The sequence below is a fragment of the Tsukamurella ocularis genome (genome assembly GCF_024807615.1).
In the GTDB taxonomy this organism is placed as follows: domain Bacteria; phylum Actinomycetota; class Actinomycetes; order Mycobacteriales; family Mycobacteriaceae; genus Tsukamurella; species Tsukamurella ocularis.
This window is the reverse complement of record NZ_JANUCJ010000004.1, coordinates 23,745-46,406: the sequence shown is the minus strand read 5'-3', so window position 1 is coordinate 46,406 and position 22,662 is coordinate 23,745. Positions and strand designations below refer to the sequence as shown.

Sequence of the window (22,662 nt, the reverse complement as noted above, 5' to 3'; positions counted from 1 at the left end):
ATGCGCCCCGCCAGGGTGGAGTGCGCGTACTGCCGATATCAGCGCAGCAGCTGGCGCGACATGACCATGCGCTGCACCTGGTTGGTGCCCTCGTAGATCTGGGTGATCTTGGCGTCGCGCATCATGCGCTCGACCGGGAAGTCGCGGGTGTAGCCGGCGCCGCCGAGCAGCTGCACGGCATCGGTGGTGACGTCCATCGCGACGTCGGAGGCGAAGCACTTCGACGCGGAGCTGATGAAGCCGAGGTTCTTCTCGCCGCGCTCGGCGCGGGCGGCCGCGGTGTAGACCATGAGGCGGGCGGCCTCGAGGCGCATCGCCATGTCGGCGACCATGAACTGGACGCCCTGGAACTCGGAGACGGACTTGCCGAACTGCTTGCGGTCCTTGATGTATTCGATCGCGACATCGAGCGCGCCCTGGGCGATGCCGACGGCCTGCGCACCGATGGTCGGGCGGGTGTGGTCCAGGGTCTGCAGCGCGGTCTTGAAGCCGGTGCCCTCGTCGCCGATCATGCGCATCGCGGGGATGCGGCACTCCTCGAAGGCCAGCTCGGCGGTGGGGCTGCCCTTGATGCCCAGCTTGTGCTCGTAGCCGGTGACGGAGAAGCCGGGATCGTCCTTGTGGACGATGAAGGAGCTGATGCCGTTGGCGCCCTTCTCGGGGTCGGTGACGGCCATGACCGTGTACCAGGTGGACTTGCCGCCGTTGGTGATCCAGCACTTGGAGCCGTTGAGCACCCACTCGTCGCCGTCCTTGCGGGCGCGGGTGCGCATCGACGCGGCGTCGGAGCCGGCTTCGCGCTCGGAGAGGGCGTAGGAGGCCATGGCCTCACCGTTGGCGAGCGACGGGAGCACATGCTGCTTGAGCTCCTCGGAGCCGTTGAGGATCAGGCCCATGGTGCCGAGCTTGTTCACGGCGGGGATCAGCGAGGAGCTGCCGCAGACGCGGGCGACCTCCTCGATGACGATGCAGGTGGCGACGGAGTCCGCCCCCTGGCCCTCGTACTCCTCGGGCACGTGGATGGCGTTGAAACCGCTGGCGACCAGCGCGTCGAGCGCCTCCTGCGGGAACCGCTCCTTCTCGTCGACGTCCTTGGCGTGCGGCGCGATGTCGCGCTCGGCGAGCGCCCGGATGGCGGCGCGCAGTTCCTCGTGCTCCTCGGGGAGCTGGAACAGGTCGAAGTCGGGGTTGCCAGCCATGAGGCCTCCATCAGCGTCTACGTGTTAGGTCCGCCGTGATTGTATCCATGCCGGTCCCACGGTCAGTTAGTCGCACGTAACCAACATTCGATCGCCCGCTTGTTCCGGGAACAATCGCTCAGCGCGGCAGGCGGGTGAAAACGCGGTGTACGACGCCGGCGACGGGGCTCACCGTCGACTCGATCGCGAACCGTGACTGCACGCCCTCCAGCCCGTCTCACAGCCGCTCGCCCCGGCCGAGCACGATCGGCGTCTCCACCAGGTGCAGGTGATCGATCAGGTCGGCGGCGAGGAACTCGCGCACCGTCGCCACGCCGCCGCCGATGCGGATGTCCTTCTCGCCCGCGATCTCCCGGGCGGCCGCGACGGCCTCGGCGGGCGAGGCGTCGAGGAACCGGAACTCCACGCCGTCCTCCGTGGAGAACGTCGGCCGCGGGTTGCTCGTGAGCACGATGATCGGGGTGGTGAACGGCGTCTGCTCGCCCCACCAGCCGCGCCAGGACTCGTCGGCGAGCACCTCGGGCGTGGGCGCGAACTTGCCGCGCCCCATGATCTCCACGCCGATGCCCTCGTCCCAAGCCTCGGCGAAGGCGTCGTCGACGCCGCGGGCCGCGCTGCTCAGGCCGTGGATCGCGGCGCCCCGTCGAGTGCCGAAGAACCACTCCATGAGGGAGCCGCCGGCGTGCCCGAAGGGCGCGTCCACGCTCTGGTCCGCGCCCGTGCCGAAGCCGTCCAGCGAGATCGCGAAGTTGTGCACCCGCACCTGACCAGTCATGGGCCCAGGCTAGCCGCGATCAGCCCTCGAGGAGCTTCTTCCGCAGCGCCTCGTCCTTGCGCAGCACCATCTGCTCCAGATCCGCCTGGAACGCCGCCATCTTCGCGCGCAGCGCGGGATCGGCGGCGCCGAGGATGCGCACGGCCAGGAGCCCGGCGTTGCGGGCGCCGCCCACGGACACCGTCGCCACCGGGATGCCGGCGGGCATCTGCACGATCGACAGCAGCGAGTCCATGCCGTCGAGGTGCTTGAGCGGCACCGGCACGCCGATCACCGGCAGCGGCGTCGCGGAGGCGACCATGCCCGGCAGGTGCGCGGCGCCGCCGGCGCCCGCGATGATCACCTCGACGCCGCGGTCCGCGGCGCCCTGCGCGTAGTCGAGCATCCGCTGCGGCGTGCGGTGCGCCGAGACCACACCCACCTCGAACCGGATCCCGAACTCGGCGAGCGCCTCGGCGGCGGCCTCCATCGTCGGCCAGTCCGAGTCGCTGCCCATGATCAATCCGACCCGGGGGCCGGAGGCCCCCCGATCGACGCCCGGTCCGGTGCCGTTACCCATGCACGCTCCATCCATCGGTCCACTCCGCGGTCGCCATCCAGTGCGCCGCGCGTTCCGCCCGCTCCCGCAGCTCCGCCACGTAGTCGGGATCGTTCCGGTCGCCGTCGAGGCCGCCGACCAGGTTCACATGCCCCACCTTGCGGTCGGGCCGGCCCTCCTTGCCGTACATGTGCACGTGCGCCTCGGGCATCCGGGCCATGAGGTGGTGCAGCCGCTCGTCGACGCCCATCTCGGGCTCCGACGGTGCGCCGAGCACGTTCGCCATCACCGTGAGCGGCGCGGTCGCGGCGGTGTCGCCCAGCGGGTAGTCGAGCACGGCCCGGACGTGCTGCTCGAACTGGCTGGTCACGCAGCCGTTCATCGACCAGTGGCCGGAGTTGTGGGGGCGCATCGCGAGCTCGTTGACCAGCATCTCGCCCGACGGGGTCTGGAACAGCTCGACGGCCATCACGCCGACGACGCCCAGCTCGTTCGCGAGCCGCAGCGCGAGGGACTCGGCGAAAGAGGCCTCCTCGTCGGAGAGGTTCGGCGCGGGCGCCAGCACCACTGCGCACTGCCCGTTCCGCTGCACCGTCTCCACCACGGGCCAGGTCGCGCCCTGCCCGAAGGGCGACCGCGCGACCATCGCCGACAGCTCCCGGGCCAGCTCGACCCGCTGCTCGGCGAGCAGCTGCACCCCGGCCGCGAGCTGCTCCTCGGCCACTGCGAGCGCCTCGGCCGACGTGTCCGGCAGCCACACGCCGCGCCCGTCGTAGCCGCCCCGGACGGCCTTGAGCACGACGGCACCGTCGAACCGCTCCCAGAAGGCCTCGACGTCGGCGACGGCGGTGATCTCCGCGAAGCCGGGCACGGGGGCGCCGAGCTCGGCCAGACGGTGCCGCATCGCCAGCTTGTCCTGCGCGTACAGCAGGGCCTGCGGCGGCGGGTTGACCGTGACGCCCTCTGCCTGCAGCTGCAGCAGGTGCTCGGTCGGCACACCCTCATGGTCGAAGGTCAGCGCGTGCGCCCCGGTCGCGACGCGGCGCAGGTCCTCGATCCGGTCGTGGTCGCCGAGCACCACGTCGGCGCACACCTGGGGCGCGGGCTCGTCGGGGGCGGCGGCCAGGACGCGCAGGGACTGCCCCAGCGCGATCGCGGCCTGATGGGTCATGCGGGCCAGCTGACCTCCACCGACCATGGCCACCACGGGCCGCGACCGGCGCGGTTGAACATCACTCACCGCTCCATAATCGCAGGTCCACGACGCCGCGGGGGCGCCCGGCACGCCCCACGCCCCCGGTACCGACCGCGTCACACTCTCCGCGGTACTATTCACGGTTCCGTTAGAGTGGCGCACGTGGCTTTCATCGAGGCGATTCTGGATCGCACCCCGGCACCGCTCCGCGGGCTCGTCATGCAGCATCACGAGCTGATCAAGTTCGCGATCGTGGGCAGCACGACGGCGGTCTTCGACCTCGCCATCTTCTACGGCCTCGTACTCACGGTCCTCGACGACAAGCCGACCGTGGCCAAGATCTTCTCCGGCGTCTGCGCCGTGATCCTCTCCTACATCCTCAACAGCGAGTGGAGCTTCAAGCATCGCGGCGGCCGGGAGAAGCACCACGAGGCGCTGCTGTTCTTCGCCATCTCGGGCATCGGCGTGCTCATCATGGCCGCGCCCATCTTCGTCGCGAACAACTTCTTCGACCTGCGCAACGTCGATTCCAAGACCACGCTGATCATCGTCGACTTCGTGCTCAACTACATAGTCGGCAACCTGCTGCAGATGGCCTTCCGCTTCTGGGCCCTGCGCCGCTGGGCCTTCCCCGAGGACATGCGCGACGCCCCGGATCAGGAGTCGATCCCGGACGACGAGACCCGCAGCGCCTCCGCCGAGCACTGAGCCTCCCCGGCGTGCGGCACCGGATCCTCCGCTCGACCATCGCGGTCGTCGCGGTCACCGGCCTGTTCCTGGGCCTGCCGCTCATGTTCTACACATGGCGCTGGCTCGACGACACGGCCCGCACCGACCTCCAGCACCGCCTGCAGCGCGCCTCTTCCGCGATCCTGCTCCAGGAGCAGAGCACCGGCGTCACCGACGAGCCGCCGGTCGAGGCGCTCCGCCTCCTCGTCCCCCCCGACGGCCGCCTCGTCCTCAGCTACACCGACCGCACCGGCGCCCCGCGCGAGCTCGCCGTCGGCCGCGGCCCGCTCGAGCACTACATGGTCGAGGGCACCTCACTGGGTGACGCGGGGATGCTACGCATCGAGCAGGACTACGCCGGCGTGCGCGACGGCCAGTTCCGCGCGCTCAGCGTCGAGCTCATCGTCATGGTGCTGTCGCTGACCGCGGGCGTCGTGGTCGCGGCGGTCACCGCGAGCCGCGTCGCCGACCCCGTGCAGGAGGTCGCCGAGCGTGCGCAGCGCCTGGCGAACGGCGACTTCCGGCCCGACCCCCACCGGCACGGCATCGAGGAGCTGGACCGGGTACTCGACGTGCTCGACACCGCGACGGTGGAGATCGCCGACCGACTGCAACGCGAGCGGCAGATCGTCGGCGATGTCTCGCACCAGCTGCGCAGCCGGCTCACCGCCATCCACATCCGCCTCGACGAACTCACCCTGCACCCCGACCCGGAGGTGGTCACCGAGGCGCGGGCCGCCCTCGACCAGGTCGATCGGCTCACCTCGTCCGTCGGCGACATGGTGAGGATGTCGCGGGCCGAGCGATCGCCGCAGGGCACGATCGACGTGCGGGCCGAGCTCACACCCCTGCTGGCCGACCTCGCCCCGTCCTTCGACCGGGCCGGCCGTCGCCTCACGGTGCTCCCGCCCGACGGTCCGCCGCTTCCCGCCCGGGCCACCGCCACGCGGGTCCGGGAGGCGACGGCGGTGCTGGTCGACAACGCCCTGATGCACGGCCGCGGCGTGGTCGTCGTGCGACTCGGCTCGGTCGGCGCGCACACCGTGCTGATCACGGTCACCGACGAGGGCTCCGGCATCTCCGACGGTGACGCCCAGCGCATTTTCCGGCGGGGTTACTCCGCGGGCGACGGGACCGGGGTCGGTCTGGCGCTGGCCCGCGCCTTCGTCGAGGCCGACGGGGGCCGCCTCCAGCTGCAGAGCCGCAAGCCGACGGCCTTCGCGATCTTCCTGCCCGCGGCCGCACCCGACGTGCAGCCCGAACCGCCCGCCCGCGAGCCCGAGCCCCGCTGATCGAGCGCGACTACTCCGCGTCGAACCGGAAGCCGACGCCGCGGACGGTCACGATGCGCCGCTGGGCCGCACCGGTGTCGTCGCCGATCTTCCGGCGCAGCCAGGAGATGTGCATGTCGAGGGTCTTGGAGCCGCGCAGGTCGGAGTCGCCCCAGACGTCGGCGAGGATCTCCTCGCGGGTGAGCAGCCGCCCGGCGTGCTCCATGAGGAAGCGGAGCAGCTCGAACTCCTTGTTGGCGAGGGCCACGTCGGTGCCGTCGACGGTGACGCGGCGCGCGGTGGCGTCCAGCCGGATCCCGCCGGCCTCCACGACCTCGGGCGCGTCCTGTGCGGGCGCGCTGCGCCGGAGCAGGGCGCGGGTGCGGGCCATCAGCTCGAACATGCGGAAGGGCTTGCCCACGTAGTCGTCGGCACCCGCGTCCAGGCCCACGACGAAGTCCATCTCATCGGTGCGGGCGGTCAGCATGAGCACCGCCAGCTCGGGGCGGGCGGCGCGCACCTCGCGGCACACCTCGAGCCCATCCAGCTCGGGCAGCCCGAGATCGAGGATGAGGAGCGCGTAGTCCTCAGCGAGCGCCTGCCGGAGCGCGTCGGTGCCCGTGCCCGCCACGTCCACCTCGTACCCCTCGCGCGAGAGCGCCCGGGCCAGGGGTGAGGCGATCGCCTCGTCGTCCTCGGCCAGGAGCACCCGCGTCGTCATGAGCGCCGAGGGTACTCCGTGGAGCCGCCGTCGCGCCCCCGGTAGTCGTCCGCGTCGTCGAGCGCGTCGACGATGAGCGCGTGGGTCGCCGCGATCCTCGGCACGTCGGGGAAGTCGAGCGGGTCCTCACCCGCCGACTCGACGGTGAGCACGCCGCTGCGCAGCGCGCGGTCGACGAGCCGCTGGTGGTACTGCACCGAGTTGATGCGGCGCAGCGGGATGTCGATGCCGCGGCGGCGCACGATGCCCGAGCGGAACATGATCCGCACGTCGGTGACCACGAGGTGCGTCGCGCGCCAGACCGCCCACGGGCGCGCCGTGAACCAGCCGACGACCAGGACCCACACCACGACGATCGCGAGCAGCAGCCAGTCGGGCAGCGCACCGTCGAGCTTGGCACGGCTGAGCAGGCCCAGCGCGACGCCGGCGGCGGCGCACGCGGCGAACAGCACGAGCACCGGCACGATCATGCGCGTGCCGTGCGGCCGGGTGTGCAGCAGGACCCGCTCGTCGTCGACGAGCGCCTTCGCCGGGAAGCCCACCGCTCAGGCCGGCCGCAGGTGAGTGACGTCGCCGGCGGAGAGTACGTGCCTCTTCCCGGTCGCGTCCTGCACCACGATGCGGCCCTCGGCGTCGACGTCGACGGCGGTACCGCGGAGCACCTCATCGGCGGGGAGCGAGACCGTCACCTCCTGCCCGACGGTGACGCAGGCGGCGAGGTAATCGGCGCGCGCGGCGACGGGGTCGTCGGTCCAGGCGGTCAGCCCGGCGTCGAGGTGCCGCAGGTAGGCGATGGCGAGCGCAGTCCGGTCGGGGGCCTCGGCGCCGGCCAGCTGGAGCGACGTGGCCGTCTCGACCGGGAGATCGGCCTCGGCGAGCGTGGTGTTCAGTCCCGTGCCGATCACGGCGACCAGGTCCCCGCCGGGTGCGGTGGCCAGCTCGGAGAGGATGCCTGCGGTCTTGCCGCCACGCCCCCCGGGTTCAGCCTCGAGCAGCACGTCGTTCGGCCACTTGAGGCCGGCGCGCAGGCCGGTCACCTCGCGCACCGCGGCGACCGCGGCGACGCCGGTGACCAGCGACAGCCAGCCCGCGCGGGGCGCCGCGGCGGTGGGCACGCCCACGGTCACGGAGATCGGCAGGAAGCTTCCGGCGGGCGCCGACCACAGCCGCTGGTGCCGGCCGCGGCCGGCCGTCTGCACGTCGGCGATGAGCACGCGGCCGGACTCGTCGCCCGCGCGGACACCGTCCGCGAGATCGGCGTTGGTAGAGCCGGTGCTGGGCACCACCGACACCTGGTGCCAGCGCGTGCCGCGCACGGCTGCGGCGATCGCCGCCTGATCGGGGAGCACCACGACGTCCTCCTTCTATGGGCAGTGCGGTTCGGAACCGACTCTATTGGTTAGAGTCGGGTCTATGACGAGTGCCTCCACCACCGACGGCGCCTCTGGCGGCAACACCGCTGACGCCGAGCCCAGCATCCACACCACGGCCGGCAAGCTGGCCGCCTTCCGCAAGAAGGACGCCGAGGCGATGGCCCCGATGGGGCAGGGCGCCATCGACAAGGTGCACGAGAAGGGCCGTCTGACCGCCCGCGAGCGTGTGCTGGCGCTGCTGGACGAAGGCTCGTTCGTGGAGCTGGACAAGCTGGCCCAGCACCGGTCCACCAACTTCGGCATGGCCGCGCGCCGTCCGATCGGCGACGGCGTGGTGGCCGGCTACGGCACCATCGACGGTCGCGAGGTGTGCGTCTTCAGCCAGGACTCGACCGTCTTCGGCGGTTCGCTCGGCGAGGTCTACGGCGAGAAGATCGTCAAGGTCATGGACCTGGCGACCAAGACGGGTCGCCCGCTGGTCGGCATCATCGACGGTGCCGGCGCGCGCATCCAGGAGGGCGTCGTCTCGCTCGCCCTGTACTCGCAGATCTTCTTCCGCAACACGCAGGCGTCGGGCGTCATCCCGCAGATCTCCGTGGTGATGGGGGCGGCCGCCGGCGGCCACGTCTACTCCCCCGCGCTCACCGACTTCGTGGTGATGGTCGATCACGAGAGCCAGATGTTCATCACCGGCCCGGACGTCATCAAGTCCGTGACCGGCGAGGAGGTCACCAAGGAGGAGCTGGGCGGCGCCCAGACCCACATGACCAAGTCGGGCACCGCCCACTACGTGGCGTCGGGCGAGCAGGACGCACTGGACTACGTCCGCGAGCTGCTCACCTACCTCCCGTCGAACAACCGCGCCGAGGCGCCGCGCTTCGTCCCGACCGACCCCCTCAGGGGCTCGATCGAGGACTCGGTCACCGACGAGGACCGCGAACTGGACACGCTGATCCCGGATTCGCCGAACCAGCCCTACGACATGCACGAGGTCATCCGCCGCCTGCTCGACGACGACGAGTTCCTCGAGATCCAGCCGCAGCGCGCGATGAACATCATCGTGGGCTTCGGTCGCATCGACGGCCGGAGCGTCGGCATCGTCGCGAACCAGCCCACCCAGCTGGCCGGCTGCCTCGACATCGACGCCTCGGAGAAGGCCGCCCGCTTCGTCCGCTTCTGCGACGCCTTCAACATCCCGATCATCACGCTGGTCGACGTGCCGGGCTTCCTGCCCGGTACCGGCCAGGAGTACGACGGCATCATCCGCCGCGGCGCGAAGTTGCTGTACGCCTACGGCGAGGCCACCGTCCCGAAGATCACTGTGGTCACCCGCAAGGCGTACGGCGGCGCGTACTGCGTGATGGGCAGCAAGGATATGGGCGCCGACATCAATCTCGCGTGGCCCACCGCTCAGTTCGCGGTGATGGGCGCCGGTGGCGCCGTCGGATTCGTCTACCGCAAGGAGCTCGCCGAGGCGACCGCTCAGGGCGAGGATGTGGAGGCCCTGCGCCTGAAGCTGCAGGAGGAGTACGAGGACACCCTGGTCAACCCGTACGTGGCGGCTGAGCGCGGCTACGTCGACGCGGTGATCCCGCCCTCGCACACCCGCGGCCAGATCGTCACGGCGCTGAACATGCTGGAGCGCAAGGTGGTCGCCACCCTGCCCAAGAAGCACGGGAACATCCCGCTGTGAGCGCCGAGCAGAAGCCGGTCGAGGCCAGCGCCACCGACGTCGAGATACTCACGGCGGCCATCCGGTTCGAGAAGGGCAACCCGTCGGCCGCGGACGTCGCCGCCGTCGTCGCGGTGCTCGCCGCGGCCACCGGCTCGGCGCCGCAGTCCGGCCCGGAGGGCCCGAAGTCGCTGTGGGGCCAGCACCGTGACCGCATGCGGCCGCAGTACTTCAACGGCCCCAACGCGTTCACCAGCCAGACGCCGGTGTTCTGGACGAAGGGGTCCTGATCCCGGCTCCCGTGCGGCTCGTGCTCGCGTCGGCCTCGCCGGCGCGACTGTCGGTACTCCGTGCCGCGGGCACGTCGCCGCGGGTCTCCGTGTCGCAGGTCGACGAGGACGCGATCCTCGCCGCCCTGGGCCCGGACGTCGCCCACGAGGACGCGGTCGCCGCGCTAGCGCGGGCCAAGGCGCAGGACGTGGTCGGCCGGATCCTCGCCGAAGAGCCCTTGCCCGGCCGAGCCGTCGTGATCGGCTGTGATTCGATGCTCTCCATCGACGGGGAACTGGTCGGCAAGCCGCACACCCCCGAGGTCGCGGCGGCGCGCTGGCGCGCGATGCGCGGTCGCTCGGGCCGCCTCCTCACGGGGCACTGCGCGATCCTCCTCGACGACGGTGCCGTGGCCGGCGAAGCCGGCGGCACCCGCGCCACGACGCTGCGCTTCGGCGCGCCGTCGGATGCGGAGATCGAGGCGTACGTCGCGACGGGTGAGCCCCTGCAGGTGGCCGGAGCGTTCACGCTCGACGGCCTGGGTGGCTGGTTCGTCGAGTGCATCGACGGCGACCCCAGCTCCGTCATCGGCATCTCCCTGCCGCTGACCCGGCAGCTGCTGACCGAGGTGGGCGTGTCCCCGGTCGCGCTGTGGTCGGACCCCGCCTGATCTTCGCCATCACGGACGTGGTGGACCTCACAGGATTCTCGATCCGGATTTCGTAAGCATTGCGTTAACTCCCAGCAATCAGCGCGTTTCCGCAGCTGAGAAGCACTGTCGAAGCTTCCATCGCGTACACCGTTAGAGCTGCAAGAACACCGAAGCAATCGTCTACAACAATGTTCGCCAACCCTGGTCAAGGGTCCGGGAGCGTGACGAGCGACACCACTACTTCGTCTCGCGAAAGGAATAGACGTCGGCTTAGCGTCTTCCCATGACCACGACGCTCCGCCCCCTCGCCTCGTCCGAGATCGGCTTCGTGGGCCCGCACCCCACCACGTGCGCCTTCGAGCTGACAGTGCGCGGCCCGCTGGACTCCGACGCGCTCACCGACGCACTCGCCGCGCTGCGTGCCGAGTACCCCGCGCTCGACGCCGCGGTCGCGCCCGCGGGCGACGGCTACGCCTTCGTAGCCCCCGCCGGTGGCGCCACCCGCACCGACGGCCCCGAAGCGCCGCTCGTCGACCCTGCGACCGCCCTGGCCCGCCTGCACGTCACATCGTTCGACGACCGGCACCGGGTCGCGCTCGCCGTCAACCACGCGCTCGCCGACGGCACACACCTCTACGCGCTGCTGCGCCGGCTCTGGTCGCACTACACGGCGCTCGTCCGCACCGGAGCCACGGACATCGGAGCGCCGCAGCCGTTCCCCGGTTCGGCGCAGCGGGTCCTCGCCGACCTCGACGTCCCCAAGGTCAGCACCGGCCGCGCTCGACTCGACGGTGCGCGGTGGTATGGCAGCGCGCCCGTCCTCGGCCCGCGCGGCGACGACGCCGTCCTCCCCGAGACGATCTCGCTGCGCTTCTCCCCCGAGACCACCGCTGGGCTCCTCGCCGCCGCCGAGGGCATCGGCCTGAACGCCCTGATCTCCGGGATCCTGCTCACCGCCGAGCGGGCGGGCTTCCTCGGCGAGGATCCCGCCGCACCCATTCGGGTCGGCGCGATGACCCTCGTCGACCTCCGCCGCAGGGTCCGCCCGCTGCTCGACGCGACCGAGGTGACCAACTTCGTCGGCGCCTCGTACGCGGCGCCCGAGCTCACGTCCGCCTCCGACCCCGCCGCCGTGGGCGACGCGCTCGCCCGCACCGTCCGCCGGGACGTCCGGGGTGGCCGCGCGCTCACGGCGCTGGCGATCGCGGCCGCGTCGAGTGAGGCGCCCGAGCCGCCGGTCGTGCTCAGCAACCTGGGCCCGCTCGATGTGGATCTCCCCGACGGGCTGGTCGCGGAGGACCTGCGCCCGATCCTGTCGATGGACTCCGCTGCCCTGCACGTTCCCGACGGTGCGCGCCGCCCGTCCCCGTCGGCGACGATCCACCAGGTCTCGACCTTCCGTGGCCGCCTCGGGATCGAGGCGATCACCCTGGGTGGCACCGCCTCCGCCGACGCCCGCGCCGCCGTCGCCGACCGTATCGATGCCCTGGTCCACGCCGCCGCCCGCCGGGCACCTGCGGCCTGACCCCGCCCGACCGCCGAACCCGCAGTCCAGAACAGGAGCCGCACATGCAGAACCACCGCGCACTCACCTTCTCCGAGGCCTCCTTCGTCCGCCCCACCTCCCGCGAGGTGATCGGCACGTCGTTCGAGCTGCGCGGCACGGTCGACGGCACCGCGCTGCGCTCCGCATTCACGGCTCTGCTGGAGGAGTACCCCGTTCTCGCGGCCCGCATCGTGGACGTCAAGGGCCGCCCCCACTTCGCGCCGGGCGACGCCTCCGTCGCCGCCGCGATCGGCTTCCGCGACACCACGGCGCCGTGGACCGGCTACGAGCAGACGCCGCCGTGGTTCGTCGGCTCCGAGCAACTGGCCGCGCTGTCGCTCACGGGGATCGGCGATCGGTACCGGCTCACCCTCTGGGCCAGCCACGCCGCGACGGACGGCTCCGGCATCGTCGCGATCGCCGCCCGGCTATTCGAGCTGTACACCGCGCTGGCGAGCGGCGCGGCGCCCATCATCCGGCGGGCCACCGACTTCCCCGTCGAGCCGCACCTGGTCATGGCGGCGCGCGGTCACCTCCCCGAGGAACTGGACTACGAGGAGCGGCTGGCGGGCACCGTCTGGCACGGCGCAGTGCCGGCGGAGTTCCCCGACGAGACCGGGCCGGACGTCGACGACGTGCTGCGGGTCCGATTCACCGCCGGCGAGACCGCGGCCCTCGACGCCGCCGCCCACTCCCACGGGGTCTCCTCCCACGCGCTGGTCAGCGGCCTCATCGCCCGCGCCGAGCTCGCCGAATGCGCGGAGGACTCCACGGTCGCCCTCCTGACCCCCGTCGACTTCCGCAGCCGCATCACGCCGCCGATCCCGCTGCGCTCGGTCACCGCGCTGTGCGGCTTCTCGTACGTCGCCGTCGGCGACGGCCCGACCGCCGAGATCGCGCGCACCGTTGCCGACCGGATCCGCTCCGACGTGCGCGACGGGACCGTGCTGCGGACCGCGGTGAGCCCGATGCCCGACGCGCGGACCCGGCGCCACGGCCCGCCCGTGCTCATCAGCAACCTGGGCGAGGTCCCGGCGCCCGTCGTCCCCGGCGGGCTCGAGGTCCTCGACTTCCACGCGCAGATCGTCCGCAGCGCCGGCGGGATCCGCGAGTACGCCGCGGGCCACACCGGCACGGGCGTCCCGGCCTCGCCGATCGGCACCTCGTACCTGGTATCCGCCTTCGGCGGGCGGCTCTCGATCGAACTGCGCGTCCTGCCTGGCACGCTCGACGCGCAGACGCGCGTCCGACTCCTCGACCGCATCGCCGACGGCGCGCACGCCCTGTTCGAGATCGGTACCGCGGCATGACGGTCCCCCTCGCCGACACCGAGTCGCCGCCGGCCCCGCCGGTGGCGCTGCTCGTCGACGTCGGCCTGCAGCTGGGCGTGTACTTCGCGCTGCGCTACCTCGTCGGCGCGGGGCAGCTCGTCGCGCTCGTCACCGGCACCGCGCTGGTCGCGGTCCGCATCCTGGCCCGCTCGATCGTGCGCCGGGCGGCCGACCCACTGGAGCTGTTCACGCTCACGCTGCTCGCCTGCTCGATCACGGCGGCGGCGATCTCGGGCAGCCCGCGCGTGATCCTCCTCGTGGAGACGGCCATCGGCGGTCTCATGGCCGTCGCGATCGCCGCCGGCCTGGTGCTGCGGCGGCGCGCCGTCGCCACGCTGATGATGCGGCTCACGGTGCGCGGCGACGCCGTGCGCGCCCAGCAGTGGAATCGGCGTGTGCGTACCGAGCGGCCCTGTGTCCGGGCGATCGGCGCCGTCGACCCGCTGTGGCTCGTCGCAGTCGTCATCAGCACCACCGCCTCGATCACCGCGGCACTGGGCCTGCCCATCGACTACGCGGTGGTCGCCTGCCAGGTGATTCCCCTGCTGGTCGCCGTCCCCGTGCTCCCGCTCACGCTGCTCCTCCTGCGCCCCGTCCGGGCCGCGCTCGCCGGCACCGCCGACGAGGGCGTCGTCCGGGCTTCTCGAACCGAGCTCCACCCGACCGTCGAAAGGACGAACTGACATGAAGGTCTGCATCCTCGCTATGGGGAGCCGCGGCGACGTCCAGCCGACGATCGCGATCGGGCTCGCGCTCCGCGCCCGCGGGCACGAGGTGACCATCGCCGCGATGGGCGATCCGTTGGTGCGGCTCATCCGTTCCGCGGGCCTGGAAGCCCACCGGCTCAACGACTTCGTGCCGGACTACGACGACGACTACCGCGACGTGATCCACCGCCCCGTCGAGAGGATGCGTGCCTACGGCCGCTGGCTGGTGCGCAACATCGCCACCATCTCCCGCGAGACCGAGACCGTGTGCCGCGACGCCGACGTGGTGCTGACCCATTCGGACGCCGTGGATTTCGCACTGCCGATCACCCGGCGCAGCGGCGCGACGATCATCAGTTACCGGTTCTTCCCCGGCACCACCAACAGCGTCTACCCCATGACGCAGTACACGCCGGCGGGCCTGACCAGCGACGTGCTGTCCCGGTCGCCGCGCATGGTCAAGCGCGCGACCTGGGCGCTCGGCGACTCCTTCACCTGGACGCACGTGCGGGCCGCGGTGAACTTCCACCGGATGTCGGTGGGCGAGGCGCCGTATCGGTCGCGGCGCGCGAAGAACCGCGACGCGAACGAGATCGTCGACCTTCAGCTCTACGACCCCGCCCTCACGCCGGACCTGGTCCCCGAGTTCAGCCGGACGCGGCCGATGCTCGGCTTCCTCGAGGTCCCCGCCGACGCCTGGCTCCGCCAGGGCGAGCAGAAGCGCACCGATGCCGACCTCATGGCCTGGCTCGCGGACGGCGACGCCCCGATCTACTGGGGCTTCGGCAGCATGCGGATCGCGGACCCGGACGGTATGGCGCGCACCTTCGCCCGGGTCTGCGCTGAGCGCGGCCGTCGTGGCCTCATCGTCGCCGGCTGGAGCGATCTGGTCGGCGCCGATCTCGGCGACCACATCCGGGTCGTGGACGAGGTGGTGCACGCGGAGGTGTTGCCGTACTGCGCCGCCGCCGTCCACCACGGTGGGGCGGGCACGACGGCCGCGTCGCTGCGGGCCGGGCTGCCTACGCTGATCTGCCCGGTGCTCGCGGACCAGCCCTTCTGGGGCGCGCGGGTCGCCGACCTCGGCGTCGGTGCCTGCCTGCCGATGCGCAATCTCACTGCGGAGCGCCTGCACGCGGCGTTCGACCTGTTGCTCGCCCCGGCGACCCGCCGTCGGGCGCAGCGGATCTCTTCGCTCATCGACCTCGGCGACATCCCCGCGCGCCGCGCGGCGACGATCATCGAGTCGATCGCGGAGGACGACGGCGTGGACGTGCGCACCGTCGCCGCGGTGACGGCGCCCGACACCGTCGACTTCGATGCCGCCGACGTGGTCTCCCTCGCCGGGTTGGAGGTGTGAGATGTCCCGACGCGCTCTGACCCCGCTCGAGATCCCTTACGTGCTGACGGGGACCACCTCCAGCGGTAGCTTCACGGTCCGCGGCCCGATCGACGCGGGCCGCCTGGCCCGCGCCTACGCGGCGCTGCGCCGGGAGTACCCCGTGCTCGCGGGCCGGATCGAGCCCCATGCCTTCGGTTTCGACCTGGTCGCACCCGACGCCGCGCCGGATGAGGAGTCCGCGCCGATCCAGGTCGAGCTGCGCGCCTTCGCGCCCGGCGACGTGCGGCTCGGCGTCGATGCCGAGCGGGCCATTGCGGCCGTGCAGCTCGTCTCGGACGGCGATCTGCACCGCGTCACGCTCGGAGTGAGCCACGCCGTCGCGGACGGCGCACACGCCCTGTACCTGAATCTGCGCCTGTGGGAGCTGTACTCGGGCTCAGAGCCCGCAGAGCCCGCCGGGCTCCCCGCCGCCCCGACCGAACTGGCGGACCGCCTCGCGGCGGGCGAGCCGCCCGCGCCGTCGGTGGTCGACGTCCTCCCCACCGCGACGGTTCCGTCGCCGGCCGACGTCGACGCCGGCGACTTCGCCTTCGACCGGATCCGCCTCGACGCCATCGCGACCGAGGCGCTGCGCCGCCGCGCCAAGGAGGCGGGTCTGAGCGTCCACGGGCTGCTCGCCGGGATCATCGTCGCCGCCGAGCGGGCGGAGGTCGACCGCCCGGGCGACGAGGCGGTGCCCCTCGCGGTCTTCAGCCCCGTCGACCTCCGGGCCCGTGCCGAGCCTGCCGTCCCGGCGGCCGCGGTCACCAACTTCGCCGGCTCATCGACGGTGCCTGTGGCGGTACGCGGCGACACGACGCCCGAGGAGATCGGTCGCGTCGTGCTGGAGCGGTTGCGCGCCGATCTCGCCGACGGCACCGTCGCCGCAGCCCTCGCCGGTTCCGCACCGGTGACGGTGACCGGCGGAGTCCCGGTGCGGCTGAGCAACATCGGGGCGATCCCGGCACCGTCGACCCCGGAGGGCGTGACCGTACTGGATTTCCACACCAGTTCAGAGGTCGACATCGAGCGGGTCCGCGCCCTGGTGCGAGGCGCCCCACCCGAGGCGCTGGCGCCACTCGTCGGCCTGCACCACCACGCCCTCACCTTCGACGGGCGGCTGTCCATCGAGCTGCGGCACGCGCCGGGCACTCTCGCGCCCGACGCCGCCCGCCGCATCCGGGACCGGATCGAGTCCGGTCTCGTCGGTGCGGGAGCCGCCGCATGACGGCCGACCTGCTGGCGTTCGTCGACCAGGGCGCGGCCTCGGGTACCCGCGCGACCGGACGCAACTCGCTGATCCAGGTGACCTGGATCTACGACGACGGCGTCGACCTCACCGGGCTCGAACGCTTCCGCACCGCGCTCAGCGGTGGGCTGCTGGGCCGCCGGATCGCCCACTCGCCGCTACCCTTCGGCCGGGACCGCTGGGTGGCCACCACCGCAGCGCCGCGGATCGCCGTCGAGGCGACACCACGCCCTCGCGAGGCGATCGACAGCTGGGTCGACGAACGCTCCGCCGCCCCGATCGACCCGTGGTCGGGGCCGGGCTGGCACCTCGGCGTCCTCCCGCTGACGGACGGGGGATCCGCCGTGACCCTGGTGGTCTCGCACGTCCTCGCCGACGGAGTCGGAACCGCGACCGCGGTCGCGGAGGCCGCGCTCGGCGCCGTCCGCGACCTGCCCTACCCCCGCGAAGCGACGGCACCGCTGCGCGCCGCGGGGCGCGACGCCGCCCTGGCCGCGCGCGAGCTCCCCGCCGCCGCGCGCGCGGCGGCGACGGCCGCCCGCCTGGCGAAGGGACGCCTCGAGCACGACGGTCCCGCCGCGGCGCACCCCGTCGGGCCCGAACAGTGGGCCGTCGCGCACCTGGACCGCGCGGCCCTCGCGGCGCGGGCCACCGAATCCGGGGGCACCGAGTCGACGCTGCTCTTCCAGGCGACCGCGCGGATCGCGGCCGGCCTCGGCTGGGTCCGACCCGACGGGCGGGCCGTGCTCGGCCTATCCGTGAACCGGCGCGAGGACGGCGACCTCCGCGGCAACGCGATCGTCGACGCGGAGCTCCTCGTCGATCCGGCCACGGGCCCCGATGGCATCGTGGCCCTGCGAGCGGACGTCAAGGGCGTGCTCGGCGCGCTGCCCGACGCCGGCCGCTACGACGCCTTCGGCCCGCTGCTGACCCTGCTGCCCCGTCGCACCCTGGCCACACTCATCGACGCGCCCGCCGACCCGGCGCACCCGGTGACGACGTGCGCCGGCGTCGGCGCCCTCCCCGCGCCCGTCCGCGCGCCCGACGGCACCCCCTCGGACCGCACATGGTTCCGCCTCGCCTGGTCCGCGCTCCCCGGTCGGATCGCGCCGCCGCGACCGCCGTACCTCTACGTGGGATGGACCGGCACCGAGGCGGAGACCTCGTTGTTCGTCGCGAGCAATCTCGCGGCCGCCGCGGACCTGCAGGGCGTCGTCGAGCGGTCACTGCCCGAGTACGCGGATCACTGAGTACGGGAAAACGCCACCGCCCGGGGTCGCCGCGGGGCGCCCGGGCGGCGTGGGGGCTAGGCTGACGGACGTGGCTATCGAGACCGATCCGAGCGCGGAACTCCAGGACTACGCACACCCCGAGCGCCTCGTCACCGCGGACTGGCTGAGTGGACACCTGGGGGTCCCCGGCCTCAAGGTGATCGAGTCCGACGAGGACGTCCTCCTCTACGACATCGGGCACATCCCGACCGCGCAGAAGGTGGACTGGCACCTGCACCTGAACGATCCGGTGACGCGCGACTACATCTCCGGTGAGCAGTTCGCGGAACTCATGCGCGCCAAGGGCATCAGCCGCGACGACACCGTCGTGATCTACGGCGACAAGTCGAACTGGTGGGCCGCGTACGCGCTGTGGGTGTTCACCCTCTTCGGCCACCCGGACGTCCGTCTCCTCGACGGCGGCCGCGACAAGTGGATCAGCGACGCCCGCGACGTCTCGCTCGAGCAGCCGGAGTACCCGCGCACCGACTACCCCGTCGTCGAGCGCGACGACGCGGTGATCCGCGCCTTCGCCGACCAGGTCCGCGCCGACATCGGCGCGCGCGCCCTCGTCGATGTGCGCTCGCCGCAGGAGTACACCGGCGAGCGCACCCACATGCCCGACTACCCGGAGGAGGGTGCCCTGCGCGGCGGGCACATCCCCACCGCGGTGTCGATCCCGTGGGCCAGGGCCGCCCGACAGGACGGCCGGTTCCTCCCCCACGCCGACCTCCTCGAGGTCTACGGCGACCTCGATCCGACGTCGCCCGTGACGGCCTACTGCCGCATCGGCGAGCGCTCCAGCCACACCTGGTTCGTGCTGACCCACCTCCTCGGCTTCACGGACGTCAAGAACTACGACGGCTCGTGGACCGAGTGGGGCAACACCGTGCGGGCCCCCATCGTGCGCGGCGAGGAGCCCGGCGCCGCGCCCGGCGCATGAGCGCCCTGCCCGCACCCCTGGCGGAGATCGTCGACGACTTCGCCGGGGTCGGCGAACAGGACCGGCTCGAGCTGCTGCTGGAGTTCTCGCGCGAGCTGCCCGAACTTCCCGAGCACCTGACCGCCGCAGCGATGGAGCCGGTGCCGGAGTGCCAGTCGCCGCTGTTCCTCGACGTCGACGCCTCGGATCCCGAGGCCGTGCGGCTGTACTTCAGCGCGCCGCCTGAGGCCCCGACCACCCGCGGCTTCGCGTCGATCCTGGCGCAGGGCCTCGACGGGCAGCCCGCCGCGACGATCGTCGCCGTGCCCGACGACTTCCACCACGCCCTCGGTCTCGACTCGGTGGTGAGCCCCTTGCGCCTGCGCGGGATGTCGGCGATGCTGGCCCGCATCAAGCGCCGGCTCGCCGGGTAGCACTGTCACGAAGCGAGCCCGCCATGCAATTCACCGAGCTGGACGCGTACCCGCTGCGCCCGGGTGAACTGCGCAACTGGATCCCCACCACCGGCCCCGCCGCGCGCTGGCGCGACGACCCGCGCGCCACGTCGCACGTGCACGAGGCGCACCTGCGGGGAGCGCAAGCGGTGCTGCAGCGTCGCCACATCGACGGCGGCCGCGAGTCCTGGCTCGGCCTCGGCATCGAGTTCGACGAGCCACTGTCCATTCCAGGGATGCGCACCGCGCTGCGCTCGTGGATCGACCGGCACGAGGTGCTCCGCACCCACGTCTTCCTCGAGGACGACCGCCCGCGTCGCCGCAGCGCGCAGACCGCCACCGTCGACCTGCGGGTCAAGACGATCGGCACCTACCGGTCCACCGGTCCTCTGGCCGAGCAGTTGTTGGGCGAGTTCGACCGGTCGACGGCCCCGCTGACCTGGCCGGCGTACATGTTCTCGACGGTGGCTCGGGAGGACTCCTTCACCCTGTTCTTCGCGGCGGACCACTCGCTGCTCGACGGCTACTCGCTCATCCTCAGCCCCTACGAGCTGCGTGAGTTCTACCGCGAGGCCGTGCACGGCGACACGCCGCGACTGCTGCCCACCGGTAGCTACGTCAACTATTCGGACACCGACCGGCAGTCCGCGGACCGGGCCGGCGCGAGCCACCCGGCGGCGCGGATGTGGGACGAGTACCTCAGCGAGACCGGCTTCAAGCCGGATCCGTTCCCCATGCCGCTGCTCCCGCTCAGTGCGAAGGTCCTCGCCGACGAGACACGAGCCGCCCTGAGCCGCGACCCCGACGGGGTGCCCCGGCTGCCGCAGCGGGCCCTGAACTTCCACTTGCTCGATGACGACCGGTCCAACAACTTCACCCGCGTCTGCTCCGAATCGGGCGCGTCGCTGGTCACCGGCGTGCTCGCGTGCATGGCGAAGATCAACACCGACCTGGGCTTCGGCCCCGTCTTCCGATGCGCCGTCACCCGGCACACCCGCGACGCCGAGCAGTGGATCGCGGCGCTCGGCTGGTTCGTCGGCATCGCGCCCTTCCGGCTCGACACCACCGGCGCCCGGACCTTCGGCGAGCTGGCGCAGCGGGCGCAGGCGGCGTGGAAGCCGTCCAAGATCGGGAGCACCCTGCCCTACCTGCGCATCGGCGAGGTCCTGGCCGAGGAGCCGGGCCGCTCGCAGGCGCCGCCGCCGAGGTTCGTCGTCTCCTTCATGGACACCCGCTCGGCCCCCGGCTCGGACGTCAACGACGCGGGCGGGGCCGGGGCGCTCCGCTCGCACGACTACTCGATCGACGATGTCTACCTCTGGATGCTGCGCACACCGTCCGGTCTGCACGTGGCGGCGCGCTTCCCCGGCTTCGAAACGGCACGCCGGAGTGTCACTCTGTACCTCGGCGCGCTACGTTCGTTGTTGACCGAAATAGGCGATGCGACGGTTACTCGCGGGTAACCGAACCCGCGAGGGGACTGTCGGCTCCGCCACAAGTGAGTAGGCATACACTCGTCAGGAGTTGCGCCCGGACGGGACATGGAGAGGGCGGCGCGCCGCTGTGCGCCGCAACGGAACGAGGAGACTTGAGTGGCAGCCCACGCTGACAAGAAGATCGAGAAGGTACTCATCGCCAACCGCGGTGAGATCGCCGTCCGCGTCATCCGCGCCGCCCGGGACGCCGGCCTGACCAGCGTCGCCGTGTACGCCGAGCCCGATGCCGACGCCAAGTTCGTGCGCCTCGCCGACGAGGCCTTCGCCCTCGGCGGCCAGACCTCGGCGGAGTCCTACCTCGTCTTCGACAAGATCCTCGATGCCGCGAGCAAGTCCGGCGCCGACGCGATCCACCCCGGCTACGGCTTCCTGTCCGAGAACGCCGACTTCGCGCAGGCCGTCATCGATGCGGGCCTGACCTGGATCGGCCCGTCCCCGGCCTCGATCCGCGACCTGGGCGACAAGGTCACCGCGCGACACATCGCCGAGCGCGCCGAGGCACCGATGGCGCCCGGCACCAAGGACCCGGTCAAGAACGCCGACGAGGTCGTCGCCTTCGCCAAGGAGTACGGCGTGCCCGTCGCCATCAAGGCGGCGTTCGGCGGCGGCGGCCGCGGCATGAAGGTCGCCTACACCATCGAGGAGATCCCCGAGCTGTTCGAGTCGGCGACCCGCGAGGCCGTCGCCGCCTTCGGCCGCGGCGAGTGCTTCGTCGAGCGCTACCTCGACAAGGCCCGCCACGTCGAGGCCCAGGTCATCGCCGACCAGCACGGCAACGTCGTGGTCGCCGGCACGCGCGACTGCTCGCTGCAGCGCCGCTTCCAGAAGCTGGTCGAGGAGGCGCCCGCGCCCTTCCTCACCGAGGAGCAGCGCACCGCCATCCACGAGTCGGCCAAGCGCATCTGCCGCGAGGCGGGCTACTACGGTGCCGGCACCGTCGAGTTCCTCGTCGCCGCCGACGGTCTGGTCAGCTTCCTCGAGGTCAACACCCGCCTGCAGGTCGAGCACCCGGTCACCGAGGAGACGGCGGGTATCGACCTCGTCCGCCAGCAGTTCCGCATCGCCGAGGGCAAGGAGCTGACGATCACGGAGGATCCCACTCCGCGCGGTCACAGCTTCGAGTTCCGCATCAACGGCGAGGATGCCGGCCGCGGCTTCCTACCCGCACCCGGCCCGATCAGCGTGTACCGCGAGCCCACCGGCCCCGGCGTGCGCGTCGACTCCGGCGTGGACCAGGGCGATGTCATCGGCGGCCAGTTCGACTCGATGCTCGCCAAGCTCATCGTGACCGGCGCGACCCGCCAGGAGGCGCTGGAGCGCTCGCGGCGCGCGCTCGCCGAGTTCGAGGTCGAGGGCCTCGCGACGGTCATCCCGTTCCACCGCCACATCGTCTCCAACCCCGCCTTCATCGGCGACGGCGAGAAGTTCGACATCTACACCAAGTGGATCGAGACCGATTGGGAGAACCCGATCGAGCCGTACACCGGTGGCCAGGCCATCGAGGAGGACGACTCGCTGCCCCGCCAGAACGTGGTCGTGGTCGTCGACGGCCGCCGCGTCGAGGTCTCGCTGCCCGGCGAGCTCTCGCTCGGCGGTGGCGGCGCGGCCGGCGGTGCCGGCGTCATCCGCCGCAAGCCGAAGGCGCGCACCCGCGACCGCGGCGCCGGTGTGGCCGCCACGGGCGACTCCGTGACCGCGCCCATGCAGGGCACCGTCGTCAAGGTCGCCGTCGAGGACGGCCAGCAGGTCAGCGCCGGCGACCTCGTCGTGGTGCTCGAGGCCATGAAGATGGAGAACCCGGTCGCCGCGCACAAGGACGGCATCGTCACCGGCCTGTCGGTCGAGCCCGGCACCGCCGTCACGCAGGGCACCGTCCTGCTCGAGATCAAGTCCGACGAGGACTGATTCG

22 protein-coding genes are annotated in these 22,662 nt (G+C 72.1%); 15 read left to right on the top strand and 7 right to left on the bottom strand.

Going from position 1 to position 22,662, the window contains the following annotated elements; translation table 11 throughout:
- Nucleotides 1-38: 38 nt before the first annotated feature.
- The 4 genes from HNP44_RS16620 to HNP44_RS16605 form a co-directional block, all read right to left on the bottom strand.
- Nucleotides 39-1,199: an acyl-CoA dehydrogenase gene (locus HNP44_RS16620; RefSeq protein WP_259142310.1), complete on the bottom strand. Its 1,161-nt coding sequence runs from the start codon at nucleotides 1,197-1,199 to the stop codon at nucleotides 39-41.
- A gap of 217 nt (nucleotides 1,200-1,416) precedes the next feature.
- Nucleotides 1,417-1,974: a dihydrofolate reductase family protein gene (locus tag HNP44_RS16615; protein ID WP_259142309.1), complete on the bottom strand. Its 558-nt coding sequence runs from the start codon at nucleotides 1,972-1,974 to the stop codon at nucleotides 1,417-1,419.
- Nucleotides 1,975-1,993: 19 nt separating this feature from the next.
- Nucleotides 1,994-2,533: a 5-(carboxyamino)imidazole ribonucleotide mutase gene (gene purE, locus HNP44_RS16610; RefSeq protein ID WP_259142308.1), complete on the bottom strand. Its 540-nt coding sequence runs from the start codon at nucleotides 2,531-2,533 to the stop codon at nucleotides 1,994-1,996.
- Nucleotides 2,526-3,752, bottom strand: a complete 1,227-nt coding sequence (locus HNP44_RS16605; protein WP_259142307.1) for a 5-(carboxyamino)imidazole ribonucleotide synthase — start codon at nucleotides 3,750-3,752, stop codon at nucleotides 2,526-2,528. The genes purE and HNP44_RS16605 overlap by 8 nt, the downstream gene beginning before the upstream one ends.
- Nucleotides 3,753-3,869: 117 nt before the next feature.
- Here HNP44_RS16605 and HNP44_RS16600 point away from each other — a divergent pair, with 117 nt between their 5' ends.
- A complete protein-coding gene (locus HNP44_RS16600; protein WP_259142306.1) occupies nucleotides 3,870-4,415 on the top strand; it encodes a GtrA family protein in 546 nt (181 codons plus the stop codon).
- Nucleotides 4,416-4,426: 11 nt separating this feature from the next.
- Nucleotides 4,427-5,728 carry a sensor histidine kinase gene (locus HNP44_RS16595; protein WP_259142305.1) on the top strand — a complete coding sequence of 434 codons (1,302 nt, stop codon included), beginning with the start codon at nucleotides 4,427-4,429 and terminating at the stop codon, nucleotides 5,726-5,728.
- A 10-nt stretch (nucleotides 5,729-5,738) separates the two neighbouring features.
- Here the strand turns inward: HNP44_RS16595 and HNP44_RS16590 are convergent, their stop codons facing one another.
- From HNP44_RS16590 to HNP44_RS16580, 3 genes are read right to left on the bottom strand one after another with little or no spacing between them, the layout of a single operon-like run.
- A complete protein-coding gene (locus HNP44_RS16590) occupies nucleotides 5,739-6,428 on the bottom strand; it encodes a response regulator transcription factor (protein WP_259142304.1) in 690 nt (229 codons plus the stop codon).
- Nucleotides 6,425-6,970, bottom strand: a complete 546-nt coding sequence (locus HNP44_RS16585; RefSeq protein WP_259142303.1) for a PH domain-containing protein — start codon at nucleotides 6,968-6,970, stop codon at nucleotides 6,425-6,427. The genes HNP44_RS16590 and HNP44_RS16585 overlap by 4 nt, the downstream gene beginning before the upstream one ends.
- Before the next feature lie 3 nt (nucleotides 6,971-6,973).
- Nucleotides 6,974-7,780, bottom strand: coding sequence for a biotin--[acetyl-CoA-carboxylase] ligase (locus HNP44_RS16580; RefSeq protein WP_259142301.1), 807 nt, complete (start codon nucleotides 7,778-7,780; stop codon nucleotides 6,974-6,976).
- 61 nt (nucleotides 7,781-7,841) lie between these two features.
- Between HNP44_RS16580 and HNP44_RS16575 the strand changes: the two genes are divergently transcribed.
- The 13 genes from HNP44_RS16575 to HNP44_RS16515 all read left to right on the top strand — a co-directional run bounded on the left by HNP44_RS16575 (nucleotide 7,842) and on the right by HNP44_RS16515 (nucleotide 22,658).
- Nucleotides 7,842-9,494 (top strand): acyl-CoA carboxylase subunit beta, encoded by a 1,653-nt coding sequence (locus HNP44_RS16575; protein ID WP_259142299.1) that lies wholly within the window; start codon nucleotides 7,842-7,844, stop codon nucleotides 9,492-9,494.
- The gene (locus HNP44_RS16570; RefSeq protein WP_259142297.1) at nucleotides 9,491-9,763 is read left to right on the top strand and encodes an acyl-CoA carboxylase epsilon subunit; all 273 of its coding nucleotides are present in this window, start codon (nucleotides 9,491-9,493) and stop codon (nucleotides 9,761-9,763) included. The genes HNP44_RS16575 and HNP44_RS16570 overlap by 4 nt, the downstream gene beginning before the upstream one ends.
- Before the next feature lie 20 nt (nucleotides 9,764-9,783).
- Nucleotides 9,784-10,413, top strand: a complete 630-nt coding sequence (locus HNP44_RS16565; protein WP_259142925.1) for a Maf family protein — start codon at nucleotides 9,784-9,786, stop codon at nucleotides 10,411-10,413.
- A 265-nt stretch (nucleotides 10,414-10,678) separates the two neighbouring features.
- On the top strand, nucleotides 10,679-11,920 hold the full coding sequence (locus tag HNP44_RS16560; RefSeq protein WP_259142295.1) for a phthiocerol/phthiodiolone dimycocerosyl transferase family protein: 1,242 nt from the start codon (nucleotides 10,679-10,681) through the stop codon (nucleotides 11,918-11,920).
- 44 nt (nucleotides 11,921-11,964) lie between these two features.
- Complete coding sequence (locus HNP44_RS16555) at nucleotides 11,965-13,251, top strand: phthiocerol/phthiodiolone dimycocerosyl transferase family protein (protein WP_259172181.1); 1,287 nt, start codon at nucleotides 11,965-11,967, stop codon at nucleotides 13,249-13,251.
- A complete protein-coding gene (locus HNP44_RS16550) occupies nucleotides 13,248-13,955 on the top strand; it encodes a VC0807 family protein (RefSeq protein ID WP_259142292.1) in 708 nt (235 codons plus the stop codon). Before HNP44_RS16555 ends, HNP44_RS16550 begins: the two co-directional genes overlap by 4 nt.
- A 1-nt stretch (nucleotide 13,956) precedes the next feature.
- The gene (locus HNP44_RS16545; RefSeq protein ID WP_259142291.1) at nucleotides 13,957-15,339 is read left to right on the top strand and encodes a glycosyltransferase; all 1,383 of its coding nucleotides are present in this window, start codon (nucleotides 13,957-13,959) and stop codon (nucleotides 15,337-15,339) included.
- Nucleotide 15,340: 1 nt separating this feature from the next.
- Nucleotides 15,341-16,588 carry a phthiocerol/phthiodiolone dimycocerosyl transferase family protein gene (locus tag HNP44_RS16540; RefSeq protein ID WP_259142290.1) on the top strand — a complete coding sequence of 416 codons (1,248 nt, stop codon included), beginning with the start codon at nucleotides 15,341-15,343 and terminating at the stop codon, nucleotides 16,586-16,588.
- Nucleotides 16,585-17,859: a hypothetical protein gene (locus tag HNP44_RS16535; RefSeq protein WP_259142289.1), complete on the top strand. Its 1,275-nt coding sequence runs from the start codon at nucleotides 16,585-16,587 to the stop codon at nucleotides 17,857-17,859. The genes HNP44_RS16540 and HNP44_RS16535 overlap by 4 nt, the downstream gene beginning before the upstream one ends.
- A gap of 70 nt (nucleotides 17,860-17,929) precedes the next feature.
- Nucleotides 17,930-18,823, top strand: a complete 894-nt coding sequence (locus tag HNP44_RS16530; RefSeq protein ID WP_259142288.1) for a sulfurtransferase — start codon at nucleotides 17,930-17,932, stop codon at nucleotides 18,821-18,823.
- The gene (locus HNP44_RS16525) at nucleotides 18,820-19,236 is read left to right on the top strand and encodes a SufE family protein (protein ID WP_259142287.1); all 417 of its coding nucleotides are present in this window, start codon (nucleotides 18,820-18,822) and stop codon (nucleotides 19,234-19,236) included. Before HNP44_RS16530 ends, HNP44_RS16525 begins: the two co-directional genes overlap by 4 nt.
- Before the next feature lie 23 nt (nucleotides 19,237-19,259).
- Nucleotides 19,260-20,720 carry a condensation domain-containing protein gene (locus HNP44_RS16520; protein ID WP_259142286.1) on the top strand — a complete coding sequence of 487 codons (1,461 nt, stop codon included), beginning with the start codon at nucleotides 19,260-19,262 and terminating at the stop codon, nucleotides 20,718-20,720.
- A 129-nt stretch (nucleotides 20,721-20,849) separates the two neighbouring features.
- A complete protein-coding gene (locus tag HNP44_RS16515; protein WP_259142285.1) occupies nucleotides 20,850-22,658 on the top strand; it encodes an acetyl/propionyl/methylcrotonyl-CoA carboxylase subunit alpha in 1,809 nt (602 codons plus the stop codon).
- Nucleotides 22,659-22,662 lie beyond the last annotated feature (4 nt).

Bases quoted from the DNA above. Each gene is read 5' to 3' on its own strand.
- HNP44_RS16620 (WP_259142310.1), bottom strand. From the start codon at position 1,199: ATGGCTGGCAACCCCGACTTCGACCTGTTCCAGCTCCCCGAGGAGCAC.
- HNP44_RS16615 (WP_259142309.1), bottom strand. From the start codon at position 1,974: ATGACTGGTCAGGTGCGGGTGCACAACTTCGCGATCTCGCTGGACGGC.
- purE (WP_259142308.1), bottom strand. From the start codon at position 2,533: ATGGGTAACGGCACCGGACCGGGCGTCGATCGGGGGGCCTCCGGCCCC.
- HNP44_RS16590 (WP_259142304.1), bottom strand. From the start codon at position 6,428: ATGACGACGCGGGTGCTCCTGGCCGAGGACGACGAGGCGATCGCCTCA.
- HNP44_RS16575 (WP_259142299.1), top strand. From the start codon at position 7,842: ATGACGAGTGCCTCCACCACCGACGGCGCCTCTGGCGGCAACACCGCT.
- HNP44_RS16560 (WP_259142295.1), top strand. From the start codon at position 10,679: ATGACCACGACGCTCCGCCCCCTCGCCTCGTCCGAGATCGGCTTCGTG.
- HNP44_RS16555 (WP_259172181.1), top strand. From the start codon at position 11,965: ATGCAGAACCACCGCGCACTCACCTTCTCCGAGGCCTCCTTCGTCCGC.
- HNP44_RS16550 (WP_259142292.1), top strand. From the start codon at position 13,248: ATGACGGTCCCCCTCGCCGACACCGAGTCGCCGCCGGCCCCGCCGGTG.
- HNP44_RS16545 (WP_259142291.1), top strand. From the start codon at position 13,957: ATGAAGGTCTGCATCCTCGCTATGGGGAGCCGCGGCGACGTCCAGCCG.
- HNP44_RS16540 (WP_259142290.1), top strand. From the start codon at position 15,341: ATGTCCCGACGCGCTCTGACCCCGCTCGAGATCCCTTACGTGCTGACG.
- HNP44_RS16535 (WP_259142289.1), top strand. From the start codon at position 16,585: ATGACGGCCGACCTGCTGGCGTTCGTCGACCAGGGCGCGGCCTCGGGT.
- HNP44_RS16525 (WP_259142287.1), top strand. From the start codon at position 18,820: ATGAGCGCCCTGCCCGCACCCCTGGCGGAGATCGTCGACGACTTCGCC.
- HNP44_RS16520 (WP_259142286.1), top strand. From the start codon at position 19,260: ATGCAATTCACCGAGCTGGACGCGTACCCGCTGCGCCCGGGTGAACTG.